We start from the raw sequence: 20,573 nt of genomic DNA, 5'->3' as shown, positions 1-20,573 counted from the left end.
TCTTCAGCGCAGCGCGGCCACGGCGCGCGCGATGCGCCGGCAGCCTTCTTCCAGCGTCTCGAGCAATGTGGCAATGGAAAGCCGGAAGTAGGGAGAGAGTCCGTAGGCCGTGCCCGCCACTACCGCGACGCCCTCGCTTTCGAGCAGGTACATCACCACGTCGCCGTCTTCCTGCAGCCGCTTGCCTTCGGGCGTGGTCTTGCCGATGAGCCCGCCGCAGTCGATGTACAGGTAGAAGGCGCCGGGCGGCGTGGCGCAACTCAGGCCGGGAATCTCGTTGACGAGCGCCAGCGTGCGGTCGCGCCGCTGCCGGTAGACGGCCACGCTCTCGGCCACGAAGCGCTGGTCGCCGTTCAGCGCGGCGGCCGCCGCCGCCTGGCTCACCGAGCAGCAGTTGCCCGTGGATTGCGAAAGCAGCGTATCCAGCGCCTTGATCAGGTCCGCCGGCCCGGCTGCGTAGCCGATGCGCCAGCCCGTCATCGCATAGGTCTTGGACACGCCGTTCACGATGAGCGTACGGTCGCGCAGCGACGGCGCCACCGCCAGGATGTGCGGCAGCGGCTCGCTGCCGAAGCGGATGTGCTCGTAGATCTCGTCGGTCATCACCATCACCTGCGGATGGCGTTCCAGCACCTCGGCCAGCGCGCGGTATTCGGCGGCGGTGTAGCTCGCGCCGGTGGGGTTGCTCGGTGAGTTGATCAGCAGCCAGCGCGTGCGCGGCGTGATGGCCACATCGAGCTGCGCGGGCGTCAGCTTGAAGCCGTTGGCCTCGGGGCAGGCCACGGTGACGGGCGTGCCCTCGCAGGCCAGCACCATGTCGGGATACGACACCCAGTAGGGCGCCGGGATGATCACCTCGTCGCCCGGCTCCAGCGTGACCGCGAAGGCGTTGTAGATGGCGCTCTTCGCGCCGCTGGTGGCGATGATCTCGTTCATCGCGTAGCTCAGCCCGTTCTCTCGCTGCAGCTTGGCGACGATGGCTTCGCGCAGCTCCACCGTGCCGGCCATCAGCGTGTAGCGCGTGGCGCCGCGCTCGATGGCGGCGGTCGCGGCCTGGCGGATGTGGGCGGGCGTGTCGAAGTCGGGCTCGCCCACCACGAGGTTCACGATCGACTTGCCCTGCCTGCGCAGCTCGTTGGCGCGGTCGGCCGCCGAGGTGCTGGGCGAGGGCTTGATGCGCCGCACGCGGGCGGCAATGCGGGAGGCAACGTTGGAGTCAGCGCTGGAGGTAGTGGCTTGCATGGACCGAACGGTACGCACATCGATCCCGCGAGGCCAAGACGAGATTGCACTGGTCGTATAGGCGCAGCTTATGGCTCATGGTGAGCACCCATATCCGCCGCGCGGGGCCGGTGCTAGGCTTGGCTTTTGCTTGGGGACAAGGCGTGAACCTGCGACGCCTCAAATATTTCGTGAAGATCGTGGACATCGGAAGCCTCACGCAGGCGGCCGAGGTTCTTTTCATCGCCCAGCCCGCGCTGAGCCAGCAGCTGGCCACGCTCGAGGGCGAAGTGCGCCAGCAGCTGCTGGTGCGCACCAAGCGCGGCGTGACGCCCACCGAAGCCGGCAAGGTGCTGTACCGCCATGCGCAGATCATCCTGCGCCAGTGCGAGCAGGCACGCGTCGACATGGAAGCCGCCGGCGAGGGGCTCTCGGGCCAGGTGTCGGTGGGGCTCGCGCCGGGCACGGCGGCCTCGGCGCTTTCGCTGCCGCTCCTTCGCACCGTTCGTGCGCGGCACCCGGGCATCCTGCTCTACCTGAACGAGAACTACGGCACCACGCTGAGCGAGCTCATCATGAACGGCCGCATGGACCTGGCCGTGCTGTATGGCGACAAGGCCATCCACGGGCTGAGCTTCCTGCCGCTGCTCAAGGAGCCGCTCTTCCTGGTCGGGCCCGCGTCCATGCCCGCGCCCTCGCAGCCGGTGAAGCTGGCCGACCTGCGCGACATCGAACTCTTCCTGCCGCGCCCCTACAACGTGGTGCGCAAGCTGGTGGACGCGGCCTTCGTGCGCGCGGGCATGGCGCCGCGCGTGGTGGCGGAGATCGAATCGGCCTTCACCCTCACGGCGGCCATTGCCGACGGGCTGGGCGCCACCATCCTGCCGGCGTCGATGGCGCGCGAGGTGGTGGCGAGCTGCGGCGCCTGGCAGTTCCCCATCGTCGATCCGGTCATCGAGGCGCCGCTGGCGCTGTGCCAGTCCGACCACCTGCCGCTGTCGGAGCCGGCGCAGGCGGTGAAGGACATCCTGCTCGAACTGGTGGCCGACCTGGCCAATACCGTCGCGTCGACGCCCGAGCCCGAGATCGCCGCCCTGCCGTGAAGCCGGAACGGGCGTCATAAGGCGCCCTTATCCCGGCACAGCCAATCCGTCTTTGGCTTCGGGCCCGGGGCCCGCTACCTTTCATGCATGCCGTCACGCGTTCGCGGAACGCGTCGGCCATCGAAGCCCCGGCATGAAGCAGGAACAGATCAAGACGCTCATCGACGCTTTGGCCGCATCGGACCTGGCGGAACTGGAATTCAGCGAGAACGGCAGCACGCTGCGGCTGGTGAAGCTGGCGGCGCTGGGCGCCGCGCCCTCCGCGCGCAGGCCGGGCGCCTTCCGCAGCGCGCGGCCCGAAGCGGTTGCGCAGCAGGCGGCAGCAGCGGCGCCTGCCGGCGACGAGTGCTTCGCACCGCTGCACGGCGTGGTGCACCTGCAGCCGGCGCCGGGCGAGCCGCCTTTCGTGCAGCAAGGGCAGGCTGTGGAAGCCGGCCAGATGCTGTGCGTGATCGAGGCGATGAAGATGTTCAACGAAGTCCGCGCCGACCGCGCAGGCGCCGTGCGGCAGGTGCTCGTGCGGTCGGGCCAGGAAGTGGAAGCGGGGCAGCCCCTGTTCCGCTTCGCATGAGGAGGCGCCCGCCATGCCGTTCGACACCGTCCTCATCGCCAACCGCGGCGAGATCGCGCTGCGCATCCAGCGCGCCTGCCGCGGACTCGGCCTGCGTACCGTGGCCGTGCACTCGGAGGCCGACCGCGACGCGACGTACGTCGCGCAGGCCGACCAGGCGCTGTGCATCGGCCCCGCCGCGCCGGGCCTGAGCTACCTCGACCAGGCCGCCATCCTCTTCGCCGCCGAAGTGAGCGGCGCGCAGGCGATCCATCCCGGCTACGGCTTCCTTTCGGAGAACGCGGGCTTCGCGCAGCGCTGCGAAGAAGCCGGCCTGGTCTTCATCGGCCCCAGCGCCGCATGCATCCGCACCATGGGCGACAAGGTCTCGGCCAAGCGCGCAATGCGCAAGGCCGGCGTGCCATGCGTGCCCGGCCCCGACGAGGCGCTGCCGGACGATGCCTCCGCCGTGCAGGCGCTGGCGCGCGGGATCGGCTTTCCCGTCATCGTCAAGGCCGCGGGCGGCGGAGGCGGTCGCGGCATGCGCGTGGTGCACGACGAGGCCGCGCTGCCCGATGCCATCGCACTCACGCGCGAGGAGGCGCGACAGGCCTTCGGCAACCCCGAGGTCTACATCGAGAAGTTCCTGCTGCACCCGCGCCATGTCGAGATCCAGGTGCTGGCCGACGACCACGGCAACGCCGTGTGGCTGGGCAGCCGCGACTGCTCGCTGCAGCGGCGCCACCAGAAGGTGATCGAGGAAGCGCCCGCGCCCGGCATCGACGAGGCGCTGCTGGCCGAAGTGGGCGAGCGCTGCGCGGCCGCGTGCAGGCAGATCGGCTACTGCGGCGTAGGCACCTTTGAGTTCCTCTACGAGAAGGGTGCCTTCTATTTCATCGAGATGAACACGCGCCTGCAGGTGGAGCACCCCGTGACCGAGATGACCGCCGGCATCGACATCGTGCAGCAGCAGTTGCGCGTGGCGCGCGGCGAGCGCCTGTCGATCGCGCAGGCCGACGTGCGCTGCCAGGGCCATGCGATCGAGTGCCGCATCAATGCCGAGAACCCCGACACCTTCGCGCCGGCGCCGGGCCGCATCACGGGCTGGCAGATGCCCGGCGGGTTCGGCGTGCGTGTCGATTCGCATGCGGGCGCGGGCTACCGCGTGCCGCCGTACTACGACTCGATGATCGCCAAGCTCATCGTGCATGGCGCGAGCCGCGACGATGCGCTCGACCGCATGCGCCTGGCGCTGGCCGAGACGCGCGTGGAGGGCATCGACACCAACGTGCCGCTGCACCGCGAGCTGCTGCGCGACGCGGGCTTCGCCGCGGGCGGCGTCGACATCCATCACCTGGAACGCTGGCTGCAGCAAAGGAGCGCGGCGTGAGCACGGCACCATCCATCAGCCTGCTGGGCACCACCGCGCTGCTGTTCGAGGCACCCGGCCCCATGAACCTGCCCTCGCAGCAGCGCATCTGGGCCCTGGCGCACGAAGCCGAGCGCTGGCCCGAGGTACGCGAGGCGGTGCCGGGCATGAACAACCTGATGCTCACCTTCACCCGTGCGCCGCGCCACCTCGACGCGCTGCGCGAGCGCCTGTGCGACGCCTGGGACGCGGCCACCGCCATGCGGCGCGAAGGCCGCATCGTCGAGCTGCCGGTGGTCTACGGCGGCGAGGGCGGCCCGCACATGGCGGACGTGATGGCGCACACCGGCCTGGGCATCGACGCCATCGTCGAGCTGCACAGCGCGCCGCTCTATCCGGTGTATGCCTTGGGCAGCCACCCTGGCTACTGCTACCTGGGCGGCATGGATCCGCGCATCGCCACGCCCCGGCGCAAGGTGCCGGTGCTGAGCATCCCGGGCGGCGCGGTGTCGATCGGCGGGGCGCAGACGGGCGTGTCGGCATCGGCCGGCCCCAGCGGCTGGAACACCATCGGCAGCACCTCGATGGTGTTCTTCGACCCGGCGAAAGACCCGCCCGCGGCGCTGCAGCCGGGCGACATGATCCGCTTCCGCGTGGAGGGCATCGTCCGATGATCGAGATTCTTTCCTCCGCCGCGCTCGCCACCGTGCAGGACCTGGGCCGCACCGGCAGCCTGCGTTGGGGCGTGGGCACCTCGGGTGCCATGGACAACCTCGCGCTGGCCGCCGGCAACCTGCTGCTGGGCAACGCGCTCGGCGCGGCCGCCGTAGAGGTGCCGGTGTTCCCGTTCAAGGTGCTCTTCGACGAGGACTGCGCCTTCGCGCTCACCGGCGCCGATTGCGCCGCCAGGCTCGACGACCAGCACCTGTTGCCGTGGTGGGTGCACCAGGCGCGCGCCGGACAGGTGCTCACGCTGGGCCTGCCGCAGGGCGGCACGCAGCGCGGCAGCCGCGCGGTGCTGTGCGTGGCCGGCGGCATCGACGTGCCCGAGGTGCTGGGCTCGCGCAGCACGCAGCTGCGCGGCGCCTTCGGCGGCCATGAGGGACGCGCGCTGCGCAAGGGCGACCTGCTGCGTGCGGCGGGTGCGGGCAATGCATGCCGCACCGGCTTCGGCCTGGTGCCGCCCGCGCTCGCGCTGCCGCTGGAGCGCAATGGCGCGATGGCCGTGCGCGTGCTGCCCGCGGCCGAGTACACGGCTTTCGAGCCTGCCTCGCGCGACGCCTTCTGGGCCGGCGAATGGAAGATCACGCCGCAGAGCGACCGCTACGGCTACCGGCTCGAAGGCGAGGCGCTGCGGCCCATCGCGCCGATGGAGCTGCGCTCGCACGGCATCGTGCCCGGCGTGATCCAGGTGCCGCACAGCGGTCAGCCGATCATCCAGATGCGCGACGCCCAGCCTTCGGGCGGCTATCCCAAGTTCGGCACCGTGATCGAGGCCGACATGTGGCGCCTCGGGCAGGCGCCCATCGGCAGCCGCATCCGCTTCATCGAGACCACCTGGGACGAGGCGCTGGATGCCCTCGACGAGGTGCGCGCCTGGCTCGACAAGGTGGCGCGCATGGTGGGATTGCATCGCGGCGCGCCCGCCGCGAGGAACTGACCCGCATGCAGGACGTTTCCCGACTCGTCGCCTGGCTGGCAGGCACCGACATAGGCCTGCTGGAACTGCGCACGCCGGAAGGCACGCTGCGCCTCGCTCGGCAGGGCGATGAAATCGTCGAGCTGCCGCAGGACGAAGAAGAGATCGAGCCGGTGCCGATCAAGGCCCCCTCGCTCGGCGTCTTCCTGCACGGCCGCCCGCTCGCAACGGCGCCGCTGGCGCGCACCGGCGCTCGCGTGGAAGCCGGCCAGGCCCTCGGCCTGCTGAAGATCGGCCCGCTGCTGCTGCCGGTGACGGCGCCGCGGGCGGGCGTCGTCGACGGCATCCACGTGGCCGACGGTGTTGCCGTCGGATACGGCACGCCACTGCTCGACCTGCACCCGCTCTGACGATCAAGAGAAGGACACCCCGATGGACATCGACTTGAACGCGGACCTCGGCGAAGGCTTCGGCCCCTGGCGCATGGGCGAGGACGAAGCCCTGCTCGACATCGTCTCCTCCGCCAACGTGGCCTGCGGCTTCCATGCGGGCGACCCGGTCATCATGGACCGCACGGTGCGCATGGCGCGCCAGCGCGGCGTGGACGTGGGCGCGCACGTGGGCTTTCCCGACCTGATGGGATTCGGCCGCCGGCAGATGCAGATCGAGACGAAGGAGCTGGCGGCCTACGTGCTCTACCAGCTCGCCGCGCTCGACGGCATGGCTCGCACGGCGGGCCACCGCATGACGCACATGAGCTTCCATGGCGCGCTCGGCAACATGGCCGCGGCCGATGCCGCGCTGGCCGGGCCGCTGGTGCGCGCGGTGGCCGACTTCGATCCTTCGCTCACCGTCAGCACCTCCGCGAGCCGGGCCATCGAGGACGCGGCCGAACGCTGCGGCCTGCGCGTGCGCAGGACCTTCCTGGCCGACCGCGCCTGCGGCGACGATGGCCTGCTGGTGCCGCGCAAGCTGCCCGGCGCGGTGATCCACGAGCGCGAGGCGGTGCTGGCGCGCGTGCGCCAGCTGCTGGACGACGGCACCGTCACCAGCGTCACCGGCCGGAAGATCCCGATGCGCGTGCACTCGATCCTGCTGCACGGCGACACGCCCGGCGCCGTCGAGCTGGCGCGCGCCGTGCGCGGCGTGGTCGAGCAGGCGGGGCGCGTGGTGCCGATCTCCAGGCAGGCGAGCTGATCGACGACCAGGGCACGAACATGGTGCTTACCCTTGGTCATATGCACGGATCGCGGGCGACATAAGGGGGGCTTATCGCTCCACAGCCAATCCGTCTTGGCGCCGCCGGCAGGCGCTGGCTACAGTGAAATCCAGGCAGTCATCTGCCCCAACCGAAAGAACCGAACATGCCGTTTTCCGACTACAAGACCGCACTGGTGACCGGGGCCTCATCGGGCATCGGCGCCGCCGTCGTCGAGCGCCTGAGCAAGGAAGGGCTGAAGGTGCACGCGCTCGCGCGCAGCGCCGACAAGCTGGCCGACCTCGCCGCGCGCACCGGCTGCATTCCGCACGCCATCGACGTGAGCGACATCGCGGGCATCACCCGGCTCGCGCAGGAAGTCGAGTTCGACGTGCTGGTCAACAACGCTGGCGTGGACCGCCCGGGTTCCATCCTCAAGGCGGACGCCGAAGGCATCGACCTGCTGGTGGACGTGAACCTGCGCGCCGTGCTGCACCTGTGCCGGCTCGTGGTGCCCGGCATGGCGGCGCGCGACCGCGGGCACGTGGTCAACATCAGCTCCATCGCGGGCGCCTACAACTTCGGCGGCAACAGCACCTACCACGCGACCAAGGCGGCGGTGAGCATGCTGTCGCGCCAGCTGCGCATCGACTGCTTCGGCAAGCGCGTGCGCGTCACCGAGATCTGCCCGGGCCGCGTGGCCACCGACATCTTCGCGCACGTGCACGGCGACTCCGAGGACACCTACAAGCGCTTCGTCGAGGGCTTCGAGCTGCCGCAGGCCGAGGACATCGCGAACGCCATCGCCTTCGCCATCTCGGCACCCATCGCGGTGAACGTGGGCCACATGGAGATCACGCCCACGCTGCAGGTGCCCGGCGGCCTCTCGACCACCCGTCCCGAAACGCCGCGCGGCTGAGCACCGGGCCGATGCACGCCAGCCAAAGGAACAGCGCATGAAGGACTTCGACCTGCTGGCGATCCTGCTGAAACCCGAGTTCGGCGACATGCTGCTGCACGGCATGCTGGAGACGCTGCGGATCGCGGCCGGCTCCTGGCTGCTGGCGATGACCATGGCCGTCGTGCTGCTGGTGGTGCGGCTCACGCCGAGCCGCGTCGCCGGGCGCGTGGTGGCCGGCTACATCTCCTACCACCGCAACGTGCCGACGCTGGTGCAGCTCATGTTCTGGTATTTCGGCATCTTCAGCCTGCTGCCCGACGCGCTGCAGGGCTGGCTGTCGGCCAACAACGCGGAGCGGCTGCTGTCCATCGTCGCGCTCGGGCTGTGCCAGGCGGCCTACTTCAGCGAGGACATGCGCTCGGGCCTGCGTGCCATCCCGGTGGGCCAGGCCGAGGCGGCGCGCGCGCTCGGCCACGGCTACATCGGCTCCATGCGCCACGTGATGCTGCCGCAGGCCATCCGCAACGCAGTGCCGGCGCTGGTCAACCACAGCGTGTCGCTCTTCAAGAACAGCAGCCTGGCCATGGCCATCGGCGTGGCCGAACTCACGCACGCGGTGAAGGAGATCGAGAGCCAGAGCTTCCGCACCTTCGAGGCCTACAGCGTGGCCACCGTGCTGTACCTGGTGTGCTCGCTGCTCATCATGGCCGTGGGCGGATGGCTGTCGCGGCGCTACCGCATCGCGGGTGCAAGGTAAGCGGGAATCGCATGTACGGCGTCTACGAAATCCTGCGCGACAACTGGCTGCTGCTGCTGGTCGGTCAGTACCCCAACGGCCCGCTCGGCGGCATCGTCGCCACGCTGATCCTCTCGGTGCTGGGCATCGTGCTGGCCTTTCCGCTGTCGGTGCTGCTCGCGCTGGCGCGGCTGTCGCCCTGGCGCGTGCTGCGCTGGCCCGCCACCGTGCTGGTGTACGCGGTGCGCGGCGTGCCGCTCCTGATGGTGATCCTGTGGGTCTACTTTCTGGTGCCGCTGCTCATCGGGCGCGATGTGTCGGGCTTCACCACCATGCTGTGCACGCTGGTGATCTACGAGGGCGCCTATCTCTCCGAGGTGGTGCGCGCGGGCATCCAGGCCCTGCCCAAGGGGCAGGCCGAAGCGGCGCGCGCACTGGGCCACAGCCACCTGGGCACCATGTGGTTCGTGATCCTGCCGCAGGCGCTCTACAACATGCTGCCCAGCATGCTGAGCCAGTTCATCTCCACCATCAAGGAGACCACGCTGGGCTACGTGATCAACGTGCAGGAACTCACCTTCGCGGCCAACCAGATCAACAACCAGCTGCTGACCAAGCCCTTCCAGGTGTTCTTCATCCTCGCGATGACCTACTACGTGGTCTGCTTCAGCCTGACGCAGCTCACGCAATGGCTGGAGCGGCGCATCGCGCACAGGCGGCTCGGCACGGCGCAGGCGCAACCCGCGGCCGGAGACGGCACGCCGCTGCCTTCGGTGGCGGCGCCCCAGCCATGACCTCCACGTCCGTTCCACACCCATCGCCCGCCAGGGACGACACCATGATCCTGTTCTCCAACATCAACAAGTGGTACGGCGACTACCAGGCGCTGGCCGACATCAACGCCGAGGTGAAGAAGGGCGAGGTGGTGGTGGTCTGCGGGCCCTCGGGCTCCGGCAAGTCCACGCTGATCCGCACCGTGAACCGGCTGGAGGAAGTGAAGTCTGGCCAGCTGCTGTTCGACGGCCAGGACATCCACGCGCCGATGCGCGGCGCGGCGCTGAACAAGCTGCGCAGCCGCATCGGCTTCGTGTTCCAGAGCTTCAACCTGTTCCCGCACCTGTCGGTGATGGAGAACATCATGCTGTCGCCGATGCGCGTGCTGGGCGTGAAGCGCGCCGACGCGAAGGCCAAGGCCGGGCAGCTGCTGGAGCGCGTGGGGCTGTCGAACAAGGCGGGCGCGTATCCCGCGCAGCTCTCGGGCGGCCAGCAGCAGCGCGTGGCCATCGCCCGCGCGCTGGCGATGGAGCCGCCGGCCATGCTGTTCGACGAGCCCACCAGTGCGCTCGATCCCGAGATGGTGGGCGAGGTGCTGTCGGTGATGCGCGGGCTCGCCAACGACGGCATGACCATGATGTGCGTCACGCACGAGATGAACTTCGCCCGCGAGGTGGCCGACCGCATCTGGTTCATGGACGCGGGTCGCATCCTCGAGAAGGCCGACCCCGCCACCTTCTTCGGCAGTCCGCAGCATCCGCGCGCGCAGCGCTTCCTGTCGGACCTGCGCGCTCACTGAATCCGTCTTCCTTCGTCCAGTTCCCGCAATCTCCCAGGAGTCCACCATGTCGAAAGAAACCGTCTTCCGCCTCGCCGCCATCGGCACCTGCCTTGGCATGGCCTCGCTGCTCGCGCATGCCGACCAGTGGAGCGACATCAGCCAGCGCAAGGAACTCAGGTGCGGCACCTTCGCTGACGTTCCGCCCTTCGCCGCGCCGGACCCCAAGACGCGCGAGATGGTGGGCCACGACGTCGACCTGTGCAACGCCCTGGCCAAGGAGCTGGGCCTCGCCGCCAAGGTCACGCCGCTGTCTGTGGAAGCGCGCGTGCCCGAGGTGAAGCTCGGCCGCGTCGACGTGACCGTGGCCAACCTGGCCTACACGAAGAGCCGCGGCGAGCAGATCCAGTTCAGCGACCCGTACTACGTGGCCAAGGAAATGCTGGCCGTGAAGGCCTCCGACCCCGGCGCCGCCAAGGCCGACTTCAAGGGCAAGCGGCTGAGCTCGACCAAGGGCTCGACCTCCGAGCTGTCGATCAAGATGAACGGCTCCGAGCCCGTCACCTTCCAGGACACGGGCTCGGCCTTCATGGCGGTGCAGCAGAACAAGTCGGTCGGCATGGTCGCCAACACCATGACCATCACCAAGCTGGTCAACCAGTCGAAGACCGAAGGCGTGGCGCTGAAGATGATCAAGGAGCCGATGGTGCTGCAGCCCGTGGGCATCGGCATGAAGAAGGACGAGCCAGTGCTGCTGTCGAAGGTGAACGCCGCCCTCTATGCGCTGGAGAAGTCGGGCGAGCTCGACCGCATCTGGGCCAAGTGGCTGGGCCCGAACACCGAATACAAGATGGTGCGCGAGGAGAAGGTCACGCCGCTGGCCGAGCTCAAGTTCGAGATGCTGCCCTGAACCGCCGGCGCCGCGCGGCGGGATTTTCTCGACCGGCTCAGGCGTCCTGCCTGGCCCGAGATTCCCATGCGAAGCCCACGCCGTAGACCGAGCGGATCCAGTCGTGCGCGGCCGAGACGGTGGCCAGCTTCTTCCTGAGGTTCTTGATGTGCGTGTCGACGACGCGCTCGTTGACGTCCAGCGCCTCCGGGAACGCGGCCTCGAGCAGCTTCGAGCGCGTGAGCACGCGACCCGGCTCCTGCGAGAGCGCGCGCAGCAGCAGCGACTCGCGGCGCGTCAGCGGCAGGTAGTGCCCGTCGAGAATCGCGCAGCCGCGCACGGTCCCGAAGGTGATCGGCATCGAAGGGCGGGCCACGTGGCGGCGCTGTGAGCAGCGGCGCAGCACGGTGTGGATGCGCACCACCACTTCCCTCGGCGAGAAGGGCTTGCACACGTAGTCGTCCGCGCCGAGATCGAAGCCGCGCAGCCGGTCGGACTCCTGCGCGCGCGCCGTCAGCATGATGATCGGGTGGTCGCTGCGCGCGCGGATCTTCTCCAGGATCTGCAGGCCGCTCACGCGCGGCAACTCCACGCCGAGCAGGGTGAGCGCGGGCGGCGAAGTCAGCATGCGGTGCAGCGCGACCGCGCCGTCCTCGATGTGCTCGGCCTCGTGCCCGGCGCGGCGCAACTCGTCCAGCAGGACCGATGCGGCGCCTTCGCCTTCCTCCACCAGCAGGATGCGGCTCATCGCGTCATTGCAGCTTCAGCGAACCGGGGTGCGCCTGCCTGACTGGTGCGGGTGCGTGCGTGTTGCGGTCGCGGCAGTTGCGCATGTGGTCGTCCACCGTCAGGTCGCCCTGCAGGTCGGTCAGCAGCTGCAGCGTGCGGTCGATGGCGGCGGCGTCGAGCATGGGGTAGCCCTGCTCGCTGCGGCCGTTGTTGCGCGCCACGCGGGCGATGTAGGGCAGGTCCTGCGGCGTGACGACGACGCTGGGCATCACGCCTTCGAGCTCCACGCCATCGAAGGGCAGCAGCACGAAGTACTGCACCCGCAGCTCGGACGGCAGCAGGCTGCGCAGGTGCGTGGTCTTGCGGCCGCACTGCCAGGCCGGGTCCTTCACCTCGCGCGCCAGCGAGTGACCATGCTGGCGCAGGAACCAGCGCGGCACCGCGTGGGCCGAGGTCTTGCGGTACACCACTGCGTTGCGCCATCCCTTCACCTCGAAAAGGTACAGGCCAGCCTCGCACACCAGCGCGACATCGAAGCGCGCCGTGGGAACGGCGCTGCCTTCGTACATCGGAATGACGAGGTCGCGCAGCACGTGCATGCGCCCGAAGGTCGGCTGGAAGGTGGCGGCGAGCTGCCGGATGGCCAGCGTGGTTGCCGCGCTGCTCGCGGATTCGCCTTCAGGAGAGCAGATGCGGTGCGCGGGCGCGGCGGGGTCCGGCTTCTTGTGCCCGTGGCCGGCCAGCGTGAGCACGGGGCGGGGCGGAACTTTGTGCAGGGCAGTGGTCATGTGGAGCTCCTTCGGATCTCAAGGATTGCGCAACTTTCGGGAGACTTTGTGCAGAAGCGGCATCTGCTGCAGGTCAGCGACGGTGTCGATGGATGCACCGCTTCCGATGCTTCCCATGAAGACGACCCACGCGAGCGCAAGCTCTCCGTTGGCTGCGGCCAGCACGTGCAGGTCGAGCAGCAGGCCCTGGTAGTCCTCCATGAGCTGCACTTCGGAGATTTCGCCCCGGTCGCGGCGCAGTTTCGACGCCTCGAAGGCCTCCCGCGCATTCACGACGTGCGCGTATGCGGCGTTGGCGATGTCGCTTTGCATCCGCAGCCGTTGCAGCGCCTCGGCCACCTGCTCGCGCGCCTGCGCGACCGCGTGGGCGTAGAGGGGCTTGCCGGGCATCTCTATGTCGCGTGCCTCGTCGGCCGCGGCGTCGATGGTGCCCTCGGGCATCGCCGATGGATCCGCGCCGTAGAGCGCGGCGGCGAGGTTGATGTCGTTCCTGTTGGCGAGCACCGCCATCGGCAGCTCGCGCGGCACATCGGCCGCGAAGCGGGGCAACTGCTTGCTCTGCAGCGCGTCGGCGAGCATTTCCTCGAGCGCGGCTTCCGACGTGCGGCACAGCCTGGCCAGGTAGGCGATGTAGCTCGCGCGCTGGGCCTGCAGTTTCTCGATGGCGGTTTGCGCGGCGGAGCGCCGTTGCGCGAGCTGCTTCGCGAAGTCGTCGTGCGGAAGCGCGCTGTTCTTGATGAGCGCCGCCTGCCGCGAGACGGCCGCGCGCGTGTTCTCGAGGTAGACGAGCTCCAGCGTCTTCACCTTCAGCGCGATGTATGTTGCGGCAATGCCCGCTTCTGCGTTGCCTCCATGCGATGCGGCCATCAGCCTGTTCATCGCGGGGTCTTCGAACCCGACCCACCACGACTGCGGCTCCATGCGGGCGCGAGTGCGTGCTTCGCCGCGATCGACGAACATGCCTGCGGCGAGCACGGAGGTCGAGCGCACCATCGCGATGCTCGTACCGGCGCACGCGATGGCCAGCGTGCCGCACATCGCTGCCGCCAGCATTCTTGAGCGCTTCACGCCAGAGTTTCCAGCTTCGTCATGAGCGCATCTTTTCAGGCGATCTGGGAGAAATTTGAGTGGCAGTGAAACAGCCCCGCGCACAGGTGTGATGTGCGCGCACAACACTCGATGCGGCGCAAAGCCGAACCACCAAATTCCTCCTGAATTGGACGAAACGATGCGTACAGCCGGTCGATACCGAACGGCCGCATCAGACCTGAAACTGGAGAACCCTGAATGAAGAAAACCCTCACGGCATTCGCCGCCCTGGCCGTCTGCGGCCTGGCTTCTGCCCAATCGTCAGTCACGTTGTTCGGCGTCGTGGACGCCGGCCTGACCTACCAGTCGACGACCTCGCGCGACGCCATCACCGGAGCGTCCGTCAAGCAAAGCAAGACCAGCCTGGGCAACTCCGCCTACAACTCCAGCCGCATCGGCTTTCGCGGCACCGAAGACCTCGGCGGCGGGCTTGCAGCGAGCTTCTGGCTCGAAGCGCCCATCACCAACGACGACGGCGCCACCGGCATCTCCACCTTCGCGCGCCGCTCCACCGTGAGCCTGTCGGGTGGCTTCGGCGAGCTGCGCCTGGGCCGCGACTACACGCCCACCTTCTGGAACGACACCGTCTTCGACCCGTTCGGCACCAACGGCTCGGGCACCAACGTCATCAGCACCGTCAGCGGCAACGCCACCATCAACAACACCAACTACGTGCGCGCGAGCAACTCGATCGGCTACTTCCTGCCGCCGAACCTGGGCGGCTTCTATGGCCAGTTCCAGTACGCGCTGCACGAGAACACCAGCACGGACGCGACCAGCACCACGGCTGCCACCAGCAGCAGTGCAGGCCGCTACGTCGGCGGTCGCTTCGGCTACGCCAACGGCCCGCTGGACGTCGCCCTGGGCGTGGGCCAGAGCATCGCGGCGGACACCACCACGCTGGAGCGCAAGGTGCAGACCATCAACCTGGGTGCTTCGTACGACTTCGGTCCGGTGAAGCTGTTCGGGGAGCTGTCGAACGTGAAGAACAAGTTCGACACGGCGCTGGGCAACACGCACGACAGCTACAACGGCTACCTGATCGGCGCGACCGTGCCGGTGGGCGCGGGGCTGATCCGCGCGTCGTACTCGCAGGTTCGCTACAACGAGGGCGGGGCGGGCATCACGGGCGAGGACCCGCTGGCGCGCAAGTTCGCGATCGGCTACGTGCACAACCTGTCCAAGCGCACGGCGCTGTATGCGACGGTGGCGCGGGTGAACAACCGCAACGACGCGAACTACACGGGCAGCCTGGTGTCGGCGAGCACCACCGGCTACGGCAGCACGGGCACGGGCTACACGGGCCTGCCGCGTTCTTCCACCGGCTACGACTTCGGCATCCGCCACGCGTTCTGATCCTCTGACCGCATGAGGATGTGACGGGGCAGCGCGGCCGCCGCAAAGGCGCCGCGCTGCCCGTTCCGGTCGCGCAACGGCTTGCGCGGACTCCGGAACACGCTGCACCCGGGAGGGAACTCGGCGCAGCGAGGAGAAGGTGCCGCAGTTTCAAGGCAGGTGAAATGAACAAACAGACATTCGCGCCCGCGCGCTGGTTGCGCGCGTGCGCCTTCCTGCTCCTCGCGCTCGGCTCGCTCGCGGCGGCGCAGGCGCAGAACAGGATCGAATCGGTCACGGGTTCCATGCAGGCAGGCAGCGAAGTGCTGCGTGTCGACTTCTCCGAACCACTGGCCGCCGAGCCCAGCGGCTTCGCCATCCAGTCGCCCCCGCGCATCGCACTCGACTTTCCGGGCATGGCCAGCGGCCTCGGCCGCGAGCCCATCGACGTGAGCCAGGGCAACCTGCGTTCGGTCAACGTGGTGCAGGCCGGCGAGCGCGCGCGCCTGGTCATCAACCTGAGACAGGCGACCGCCTACAGGAGCGAGGTGCGCGGCAAGTCGCTGCTCGTGACGCTGCAGCCCGCCGCGGGCCCGGCGCTGGCGGCGTCCGCGTCGGCCACCTTTGCGGAGAACCGCAACCGCGACGTGCTGCCGCTGCGCGACGTCGACTTCCGCCTGGGCGCCGAAGGCACCGGCCGCGTGATCGTGTCGCTGCCCAACGACCAGGTCGGCGTCGACATCCGCCAGCAGGGCAAGGGCCTCGTGGTCGAGTTCACGAAGTCGTCGCTGCCCGAGGGGCTGAACCGCCGGCTCGACGTGTCCGACTTCGGCACGCCCGTGCAGGCCGTGAGCCTGCAGCAGGCGGGCGATCGCGTGCGCATGCTGATCGAGCCGCGCGGCGACTGGGAGCACAGCGCCTACCAGAGCAACAGCCAGTTCGTGGTGGAGGTGCGACCGCGCAAGGTCGACCCGACCAAGCTGACGCAGGGCGTCGGCTACAACGGCGAGAAGCTGTCGCTGAACTTCCAGAACATCGAGATCCGCTCGCTGCTGCAGGTGATCGCGGACTTCACCAACTTCAACATCGTCACCTCCGACTCGGTCAACGGCACGCTCACGCTGCGGCTGAAGGACGTGCCCTGGGACCAGGCGCTGGACATCATCCTGGAGGCGAAGAACCTCGGCATGCGCAAGAACGGCAGCGTGCTGCGCATCGCGCCCGAGGACGAGCTCAACGCCAAGGAGAAGCTCAGGTTCGAATCGCAGGCGGCGATCCAGAACCTGGAGCCCGTGCAGACACGCTCCTTCCAGCTCAACTACGCGAAGGCGCCGGCCATCGCACAGAGCCTGACCGGCACCGGTTCGTCGACGGGCGGAGCCGGCGGGTCGGCAACCCGCATCCTGAGCGCGCGCGGCAGCGTGATTGCCGAGCCGCGCACCAACCAGCTCTTCGTGTCGGACATTCCGTCGCGCCTGGTGCAAGTGGCGGAGCTGATCCAGAAGCTGGACGTCTCTGTGCGCCAGGTGCTGATCGAGGCCCGCATCGTCGAAGCGTCGGACACCTTCAGCAAGTCGCTGGGCGTGAAGCTCGGCGGCTCGGTCAAGGGCAGCAACAGTTCCATCGGCACGCAGCCGACCACCTCGAGCGACGGCACCACCACCTTCTCCGGCAACTCGACCAGCAACTTCATCAACCTGCCCGCCACCAGCTCGAGCGGATCGAGCGTCGGCACCTTCGCCGTGTCGCTGTACAACTCCAGCCTGTCGAAGATCCTGAACCTCGAGATCTCGGCGCTGGAGGACGAAGGCAAGGGCAAGGTGGTGGCCAGCCCGCGCGTGGTGACCGCGGACCAGACCAAGGCGCTGATCGAGCAGGGCACCGAGCTGCCCTACCAGGCGGCGACATCCAGCGGCGCCACTTCGGTGTCGTTCCGCAAGGCCAACCTGAAGCTCGAAGTCACGCCGCAGATCACGCCCGAGGGCAACATCATCCTGACGCTCGACGTGAACAAGGACTCGGTCGGCCAGTCGACGAGCGCGGGCTATGCGATCAACACGAAGCACGTGCAGACCGAAGTGCTGGTCGAGAACGGAGGCACCGTCGTGATCGGCGGGATCTTCGAGCTGACCGACAACGTCGACGAGTCGCGCGTTCCGGTGCTGGGCGAGATACCGGTGGTCGGGGCGCTGTTCCGCTCGCGCAGCCGCACGTACAACAAGACGGAGCTGCTGGTCTTCATCACGCCGAAGATGATCACCGACCGGACTGCGCTGCGTTGATGCCGGCGCGAGGCTGCCGGCCAGCCCCGCGCGCTACAGGCGCTTCATGGCCGTCTTGTGGTTCCGGGCCTTCGTCGCCGCCTCCGGTTGCCACTGGACCCGGATCTCGGGTGCCCGGATCCTCCTGCTCCACCCGATGCCTCCCGGCGCCATGGGCCGCCGGGCCCGCAGCCAATGGCCCTCCACGAGGTGCCCGAACAACCCCTTTTCGGCAGGCGCCAGCGCGGGCGGCGGCAGCGGCCGGAGCTCGTCGCTACCGATTCCCGTAGGCCTCAGTCGGGTTTTGTAATCTAGTGTTTTTAATTGCAACGAGTGTTATATTTTCCCAGAAACAATCATTTAACACTTAGGCATTCGATTGGAGGCGGGCCGTAAAGGCTTTCCGCAGGGTGCCTTTCCGATGGGAGCTCCGGAATTGCAGTTCAAACCGCAAGAAAGCCCCAGGTTGGTGCGCTCGGCGCTGGTCACCGCATGGCTACGCCCGAGCCGCCGATGAGCTCGCCAGCCACCTTGCCGCGCGGCCGCCGGCCGTTGCTGAGCTTCAGCGTCGAAGGTCTGCCCGCCCGCGACGAACTCCTCTTCAAATCCCTCGTCCGGCTGCTCGATCACCGCACCCAGCAGCACTGGGCCTGGCAGGTCGAGGGCGCCGACCTGCGGGTGGTGGGCGACCGGCTTCCGGAGCCGCCCGCCGAAGCCGACGACCGCTCGGCGCCGCTGCTGACGATCGGCGAGAACCCGCCGTCGCGCGGCCCCTTCCTGCGCCTGCCGCTGCATGCCGATGCGCTCGAGACCATGCTCAACCGGCTCGGTGCGATGGTGATCCATGCCCGCGAACTCGGCCTTGCCGCGTCCCGCGACCGCGCCGCCGAGCGCGGCGAGGAATACCGGCTGCTGCGCTGGCCTTCGCTCGCGCTGCTGGAGACCACCATGCGCATGAAGCTCGCCACGCTGCTCGCGAGCCGGCCGGCGTCGCTGCAGGCGCTTCAGCAGAGATCGGGCGCCAGTGCCCAGGAGTGCGCGGATTTCATCGCGGCGCTCGAGAAGGCGGGATTCGTCACGGCCAGCAACAGCAACAGCAGCAGCAGGAGCGACGGCACCGGCTTCGCGGCCAGCCGCGCGCCCGAGTCGATCTGGCCCGATTCGCAGGCCTCGGCGGGCAGCGATGCGTCCCATGTTCCTGCGGTGGCGCGCGACACCGTGCAGCCGGGCCTGCTCGCGCGCATCCGCAGCCGCCTCGGGCTGCTGGCCTCCGGACCGAGGGCCTGAAGCGATGAGCCTGCGCTACATGACATCGACGACATCGACCGACCCTGAATGAGCGTGGAGCACAAGATACTTTTCACCGGCACCATGGGTGCGGGCAAGACCACCGCCATCGCGGCCGTGAGCGAGATCGCGCCGGTGCGCACGGAGGTTCGCAACAGCGACACCTCGGTCGCCAAGGCCACGACCACCGTCGGCCTGGACTACGGCGAACTCACGCTGGACAACGGAGAGAAGCTGCGCCTGTACGGCACGCCGGGGCAGATGCGCTTCGACTTCATGTGGCGCATCCTCGCGCGCGGCGCGCTGGGCCTCGTGATCCTGGTCGACAACAGCCGCCCCGATCCGCTGGCCGACCTCGAGGTGTACCTCGACGGCTTCTCCGAACTCATCGACAGGACCGCCTGCGTGGTCGCGGTGGGCCGCACCGAGACCCACCCCGAGCCAGGGCTCGACGCCTACGCCCAGCGCATGCAGGACAAGGGCGTGCTGAGCCCCGTGCTGCCGGCCAACGTGACCGATCCGCAGCAGGTGGTGCAGCTGCTCGAGTTGCTGCTGCTGCAGCTGGAAGCCTGACCACCGCGCCGCCTCTTCTCCTTCCTTTTTCCTTTTCCTTTCTTCCTTCGCCGGACCCGAGCCACATGAACATCTCCCCCCGCATCAAGGACGCCGCCGAGACCGCCGTGGACACGCTCATGCGCGAGATCAAGGGCGCCAAGGCCGTGGTGATCGCGACGGAAGACGGCCTGGAGCTGGCTGCGCGCACCGAGAACAACGCGCAGGTCGCGCGCCTGTCGGCCATCGCGAGCTCGCTGGCCGCGCTCGGCGCCGTGGCCGGCGAGGAGAGCGGGCTGGGGCAGTGCGAGAACGTGGCGATAGAGACCGCGCTCGGCCACATCCTGATGCTGCAGGCCCGCAACGCAGAGGCCGACCTGATCGTGAGCGTGGTGACGGGCAAGGACGCGTTGATCGGCCAGGTCCTGTACTTCTCCAAGCAGGCGACGCTCGCCCTGCAGCGCGCCTGAGAGCCCGAGCGCCCGAACGCGTCCTCAGCCTTTTCAAAAAGCGGCCGCCGCTCATCACTCGCCCGGGTGGCGGCCGATTCTCAGGGCGATGCACTACGAAAGACTTCGATGGCAAATATCAAGCAATCCATGGACGAACTGATGACGATCGACGGTGCGCTGTGCGCCGCGCTGGTCGATTCCGGCAGCGGCATGATCCTGGGGCAGGTCGGCTCGGGCGTGGACCTGGAAGTTGCCGCCGCGGGCAATACCGAGGTAGTGCGCGCCAAGCACAAGACCATGAACGCGCTCGGCCTGAACGACGTGATCGAGGACATCCTGATCACGCTCGGCCGCCAGTACCACATCATCCGCCCGCTGCAGAAGCACGAGGGCCTGTTCGTCTACCTGGTGCTCGACAAGTCGAAGTCCAACCTCGCGCTCGCGCGCCGCAAGACGCAGGACGTGGGGCAGGCGCTCGCGGTCTGACACGGCGAGCCGTCGGCTCGGGCTCCATGAAAGCGGACCGGACCCGAGCGCTTCAGCGCGTCGTCTTCGGCCGGTTCGATCCGCCGGGCGCGCGCTTGCAGCTGCCCGCGCGAGGGCCGGAGCCGGTTGCCGTGATCGGCGCGAGCGTCGAGCGGCCGTAGTTGCCGCTTGCCGCCGTGCCGCGTTGTGCGCACGTGTCGGTGCCCGCCAGGAAGATGCCGGCTGCCAGCGCACCGAAGGCCAGCAGCCCCGCAAGACGCTGCGGCCACGCGGACTTGCGGTGGTGCGGCAACGCGCGGGAGATGGACTGCTCCCTGCCGCTGCCCCGGACGCTAACGGTGGGTTCCGGGGTGAAGCCGTCGAGGCGAAACGCTCGGAATGCGTCGTGCGAGTTGCGATGCCGGAGAGTCGTCATGACCGGCATCGTGGACTTCAA

Annotated in this window: 23 protein-coding genes; 18 read left to right on the top strand and 5 right to left on the bottom strand. The window is 68.7% G+C overall.

The window, feature by feature from the left end:
- Positions 1 to 3 precede the first annotated feature (3 nt).
- On the bottom strand, positions 4 to 1,242 hold the full coding sequence (locus tag FHT32_RS03330) for an aspartate transaminase (protein WP_176663203.1): 1,239 nt from the start codon (positions 1,240 to 1,242) through the stop codon (positions 4 to 6).
- Positions 1,243 to 1,385: 143 nt separating this feature from the next.
- Here FHT32_RS03330 and nac point away from each other — a divergent pair, with 143 nt between their 5' ends.
- The 12 genes from nac (at position 1,386) to FHT32_RS03270 (ending at position 11,179) form a co-directional block, all read left to right on the top strand.
- The gene (nac, locus tag FHT32_RS03325) at positions 1,386 to 2,324 is read left to right on the top strand and encodes a nitrogen assimilation transcriptional regulator NAC (protein WP_176663202.1); all 939 of its coding nucleotides are present in this window, start codon (positions 1,386 to 1,388) and stop codon (positions 2,322 to 2,324) included.
- Between the two features lie 133 nt (positions 2,325 to 2,457).
- Positions 2,458 to 2,895 (top strand): acetyl-CoA carboxylase biotin carboxyl carrier protein subunit, encoded by a 438-nt coding sequence (locus FHT32_RS03320; protein ID WP_176663201.1) that lies wholly within the window; start codon positions 2,458 to 2,460, stop codon positions 2,893 to 2,895.
- A 13-nt stretch (positions 2,896 to 2,908) separates the two neighbouring features.
- Entirely contained in the window at positions 2,909 to 4,264 is a 1,356-nt protein-coding gene (gene accC, locus FHT32_RS03315) for an acetyl-CoA carboxylase biotin carboxylase subunit (protein WP_176663200.1), read from the top strand.
- Positions 4,261 to 4,917 carry a 5-oxoprolinase subunit PxpB gene (pxpB, locus tag FHT32_RS03310; RefSeq protein WP_176663199.1) on the top strand — a complete coding sequence of 219 codons (657 nt, stop codon included), beginning with the start codon at positions 4,261 to 4,263 and terminating at the stop codon, positions 4,915 to 4,917. The genes accC and pxpB overlap by 4 nt, the downstream gene beginning before the upstream one ends.
- Positions 4,914 to 5,903 carry a biotin-dependent carboxyltransferase family protein gene (locus FHT32_RS03305; protein ID WP_176663198.1) on the top strand — a complete coding sequence of 330 codons (990 nt, stop codon included), beginning with the start codon at positions 4,914 to 4,916 and terminating at the stop codon, positions 5,901 to 5,903. Before pxpB ends, FHT32_RS03305 begins: the two co-directional genes overlap by 4 nt.
- 5 nt (positions 5,904 to 5,908) lie before the next feature.
- Positions 5,909 to 6,292, top strand: a complete 384-nt coding sequence (locus FHT32_RS03300) for an acetyl-CoA carboxylase biotin carboxyl carrier protein subunit (RefSeq protein ID WP_176663197.1) — start codon at positions 5,909 to 5,911, stop codon at positions 6,290 to 6,292.
- Positions 6,293 to 6,314: 22 nt separating this feature from the next.
- Positions 6,315 to 7,079 carry a LamB/YcsF family protein gene (locus FHT32_RS03295; RefSeq protein ID WP_176663196.1) on the top strand — a complete coding sequence of 255 codons (765 nt, stop codon included), beginning with the start codon at positions 6,315 to 6,317 and terminating at the stop codon, positions 7,077 to 7,079.
- A gap of 167 nt (positions 7,080 to 7,246) precedes the next feature.
- Positions 7,247 to 7,999 carry an SDR family oxidoreductase gene (locus FHT32_RS03290; protein WP_176663195.1) on the top strand — a complete coding sequence of 251 codons (753 nt, stop codon included), beginning with the start codon at positions 7,247 to 7,249 and terminating at the stop codon, positions 7,997 to 7,999.
- Positions 8,000 to 8,036: 37 nt separating this feature from the next.
- Positions 8,037 to 8,738, top strand: coding sequence for an amino acid ABC transporter permease (locus tag FHT32_RS03285; protein ID WP_176663194.1), 702 nt, complete (start codon positions 8,037 to 8,039; stop codon positions 8,736 to 8,738).
- Between the two features lie 11 nt (positions 8,739 to 8,749).
- The gene (locus FHT32_RS03280; RefSeq protein WP_218088051.1) at positions 8,750 to 9,511 is read left to right on the top strand and encodes an amino acid ABC transporter permease; all 762 of its coding nucleotides are present in this window, start codon (positions 8,750 to 8,752) and stop codon (positions 9,509 to 9,511) included.
- 44 nt (positions 9,512 to 9,555) lie between these two features.
- Positions 9,556 to 10,290, top strand: a complete 735-nt coding sequence (locus tag FHT32_RS03275) for an amino acid ABC transporter ATP-binding protein (protein WP_176663193.1) — start codon at positions 9,556 to 9,558, stop codon at positions 10,288 to 10,290.
- Positions 10,291 to 10,336: 46 nt separating this feature from the next.
- Positions 10,337 to 11,179 (top strand): ABC transporter substrate-binding protein, encoded by an 843-nt coding sequence (locus FHT32_RS03270; RefSeq protein WP_176663192.1) that lies wholly within the window; start codon positions 10,337 to 10,339, stop codon positions 11,177 to 11,179.
- Positions 11,180 to 11,216: 37 nt separating this feature from the next.
- On the opposite strand, the gene FHT32_RS03265 is transcribed toward FHT32_RS03270, so the two are convergent.
- From FHT32_RS03265 to FHT32_RS03255, 3 genes are read right to left on the bottom strand one after another with little or no spacing between them, the layout of a single operon-like run.
- Entirely contained in the window at positions 11,217 to 11,906 is a 690-nt protein-coding gene (locus FHT32_RS03265) for a response regulator (protein ID WP_176663191.1), read from the bottom strand.
- A 4-nt stretch (positions 11,907 to 11,910) separates the two neighbouring features.
- Complete coding sequence (locus tag FHT32_RS03260; RefSeq protein ID WP_176663190.1) at positions 11,911 to 12,675, bottom strand: nuclease-related domain-containing protein; 765 nt, start codon at positions 12,673 to 12,675, stop codon at positions 11,911 to 11,913.
- Between the two features lie 18 nt (positions 12,676 to 12,693).
- Positions 12,694 to 13,743, bottom strand: a complete 1,050-nt coding sequence (locus FHT32_RS03255; protein WP_176663189.1) for a hypothetical protein — start codon at positions 13,741 to 13,743, stop codon at positions 12,694 to 12,696.
- Positions 13,744 to 13,962: 219 nt separating this feature from the next.
- Between FHT32_RS03255 and FHT32_RS03250 the strand changes: the two genes are divergently transcribed.
- The 6 genes from FHT32_RS03250 to FHT32_RS03225 all read left to right on the top strand — a co-directional run bounded on the left by FHT32_RS03250 (position 13,963) and on the right by FHT32_RS03225 (position 20,137).
- Positions 13,963 to 15,120, top strand: coding sequence for a porin (locus FHT32_RS03250; RefSeq protein WP_176663166.1), 1,158 nt, complete (start codon positions 13,963 to 13,965; stop codon positions 15,118 to 15,120).
- Between the two features lie 164 nt (positions 15,121 to 15,284).
- Positions 15,285 to 17,381, top strand: coding sequence for a type IV pilus secretin PilQ (gene pilQ / locus FHT32_RS03245; protein WP_176663188.1), 2,097 nt, complete (start codon positions 15,285 to 15,287; stop codon positions 17,379 to 17,381).
- A gap of 492 nt (positions 17,382 to 17,873) precedes the next feature.
- Entirely contained in the window at positions 17,874 to 18,647 is a 774-nt protein-coding gene (locus tag FHT32_RS03240) for a hypothetical protein (protein WP_176663187.1), read from the top strand.
- A gap of 54 nt (positions 18,648 to 18,701) precedes the next feature.
- Positions 18,702 to 19,220: an ATP/GTP-binding protein gene (locus FHT32_RS03235; RefSeq protein WP_371132133.1), complete on the top strand. Its 519-nt coding sequence runs from the start codon at positions 18,702 to 18,704 to the stop codon at positions 19,218 to 19,220.
- 65 nt (positions 19,221 to 19,285) lie between these two features.
- Positions 19,286 to 19,669: a roadblock/LC7 domain-containing protein gene (locus tag FHT32_RS03230; protein ID WP_176663185.1), complete on the top strand. Its 384-nt coding sequence runs from the start codon at positions 19,286 to 19,288 to the stop codon at positions 19,667 to 19,669.
- 108 nt (positions 19,670 to 19,777) lie between these two features.
- Entirely contained in the window at positions 19,778 to 20,137 is a 360-nt protein-coding gene (locus tag FHT32_RS03225) for a hypothetical protein (protein WP_176663184.1), read from the top strand.
- A gap of 52 nt (positions 20,138 to 20,189) precedes the next feature.
- Here FHT32_RS03225 and FHT32_RS03220 read toward each other — a convergent pair whose 3' ends face one another.
- Entirely contained in the window at positions 20,190 to 20,552 is a 363-nt protein-coding gene (locus FHT32_RS03220) for a hypothetical protein (RefSeq protein ID WP_176663183.1), read from the bottom strand.
- Between the last annotated feature and the right edge of the window lie 21 nt (positions 20,553 to 20,573).

The sequence above is a fragment of the Variovorax sp. SG517 genome (assembly GCF_013376045.1).
Classification (GTDB): domain Bacteria; phylum Pseudomonadota; class Gammaproteobacteria; order Burkholderiales; family Burkholderiaceae_C; genus Variovorax.
This window is presented reverse-complemented; position numbering and strand designations above follow the sequence as displayed.

Excerpts from the sequence above, each read along its gene's own strand:
- FHT32_RS03290 (WP_176663195.1), top strand. The coding sequence starts at position 7,247 with ATGCCGTTTTCCGACTACAAGACCGCACTGGTGACCGGGGCCTCATCG.
- FHT32_RS03275 (WP_176663193.1), top strand. The coding sequence starts at position 9,556 with ATGATCCTGTTCTCCAACATCAACAAGTGGTACGGCGACTACCAGGCG.
- FHT32_RS03265 (WP_176663191.1), bottom strand. The coding sequence starts at position 11,906 with ATGAGCCGCATCCTGCTGGTGGAGGAAGGCGAAGGCGCCGCATCGGTC.
- FHT32_RS03295 (WP_176663196.1), top strand. The coding sequence starts at position 6,315 with ATGGACATCGACTTGAACGCGGACCTCGGCGAAGGCTTCGGCCCCTGG.
- FHT32_RS03320 (WP_176663201.1), top strand. The coding sequence starts at position 2,458 with ATGAAGCAGGAACAGATCAAGACGCTCATCGACGCTTTGGCCGCATCG.
- FHT32_RS03260 (WP_176663190.1), bottom strand. The coding sequence starts at position 12,675 with ATGACCACTGCCCTGCACAAAGTTCCGCCCCGCCCCGTGCTCACGCTG.
- FHT32_RS03250 (WP_176663166.1), top strand. The coding sequence starts at position 13,963 with ATGAAGAAAACCCTCACGGCATTCGCCGCCCTGGCCGTCTGCGGCCTG.
- FHT32_RS03300 (WP_176663197.1), top strand. The coding sequence starts at position 5,909 with ATGCAGGACGTTTCCCGACTCGTCGCCTGGCTGGCAGGCACCGACATA.
- pilQ (WP_176663188.1), top strand. The coding sequence starts at position 15,285 with ATGAACAAACAGACATTCGCGCCCGCGCGCTGGTTGCGCGCGTGCGCC.
- FHT32_RS03305 (WP_176663198.1), top strand. The coding sequence starts at position 4,914 with ATGATCGAGATTCTTTCCTCCGCCGCGCTCGCCACCGTGCAGGACCTG.
- FHT32_RS03280 (WP_218088051.1), top strand. The coding sequence starts at position 8,750 with ATGTACGGCGTCTACGAAATCCTGCGCGACAACTGGCTGCTGCTGCTG.
- FHT32_RS03330 (WP_176663203.1), bottom strand. The coding sequence starts at position 1,242 with ATGCAAGCCACTACCTCCAGCGCTGACTCCAACGTTGCCTCCCGCATT.
- FHT32_RS03230 (WP_176663185.1), top strand. The coding sequence starts at position 19,286 with ATGAACATCTCCCCCCGCATCAAGGACGCCGCCGAGACCGCCGTGGAC.
- FHT32_RS03285 (WP_176663194.1), top strand. The coding sequence starts at position 8,037 with ATGAAGGACTTCGACCTGCTGGCGATCCTGCTGAAACCCGAGTTCGGC.
- FHT32_RS03240 (WP_176663187.1), top strand. The coding sequence starts at position 17,874 with ATGAGCTCGCCAGCCACCTTGCCGCGCGGCCGCCGGCCGTTGCTGAGC.
- FHT32_RS03270 (WP_176663192.1), top strand. The coding sequence starts at position 10,337 with ATGTCGAAAGAAACCGTCTTCCGCCTCGCCGCCATCGGCACCTGCCTT.
- FHT32_RS03225 (WP_176663184.1), top strand. The coding sequence starts at position 19,778 with ATGGCAAATATCAAGCAATCCATGGACGAACTGATGACGATCGACGGT.
- accC (WP_176663200.1), top strand. The coding sequence starts at position 2,909 with ATGCCGTTCGACACCGTCCTCATCGCCAACCGCGGCGAGATCGCGCTG.
- FHT32_RS03220 (WP_176663183.1), bottom strand. The coding sequence starts at position 20,552 with ATGACGACTCTCCGGCATCGCAACTCGCACGACGCATTCCGAGCGTTT.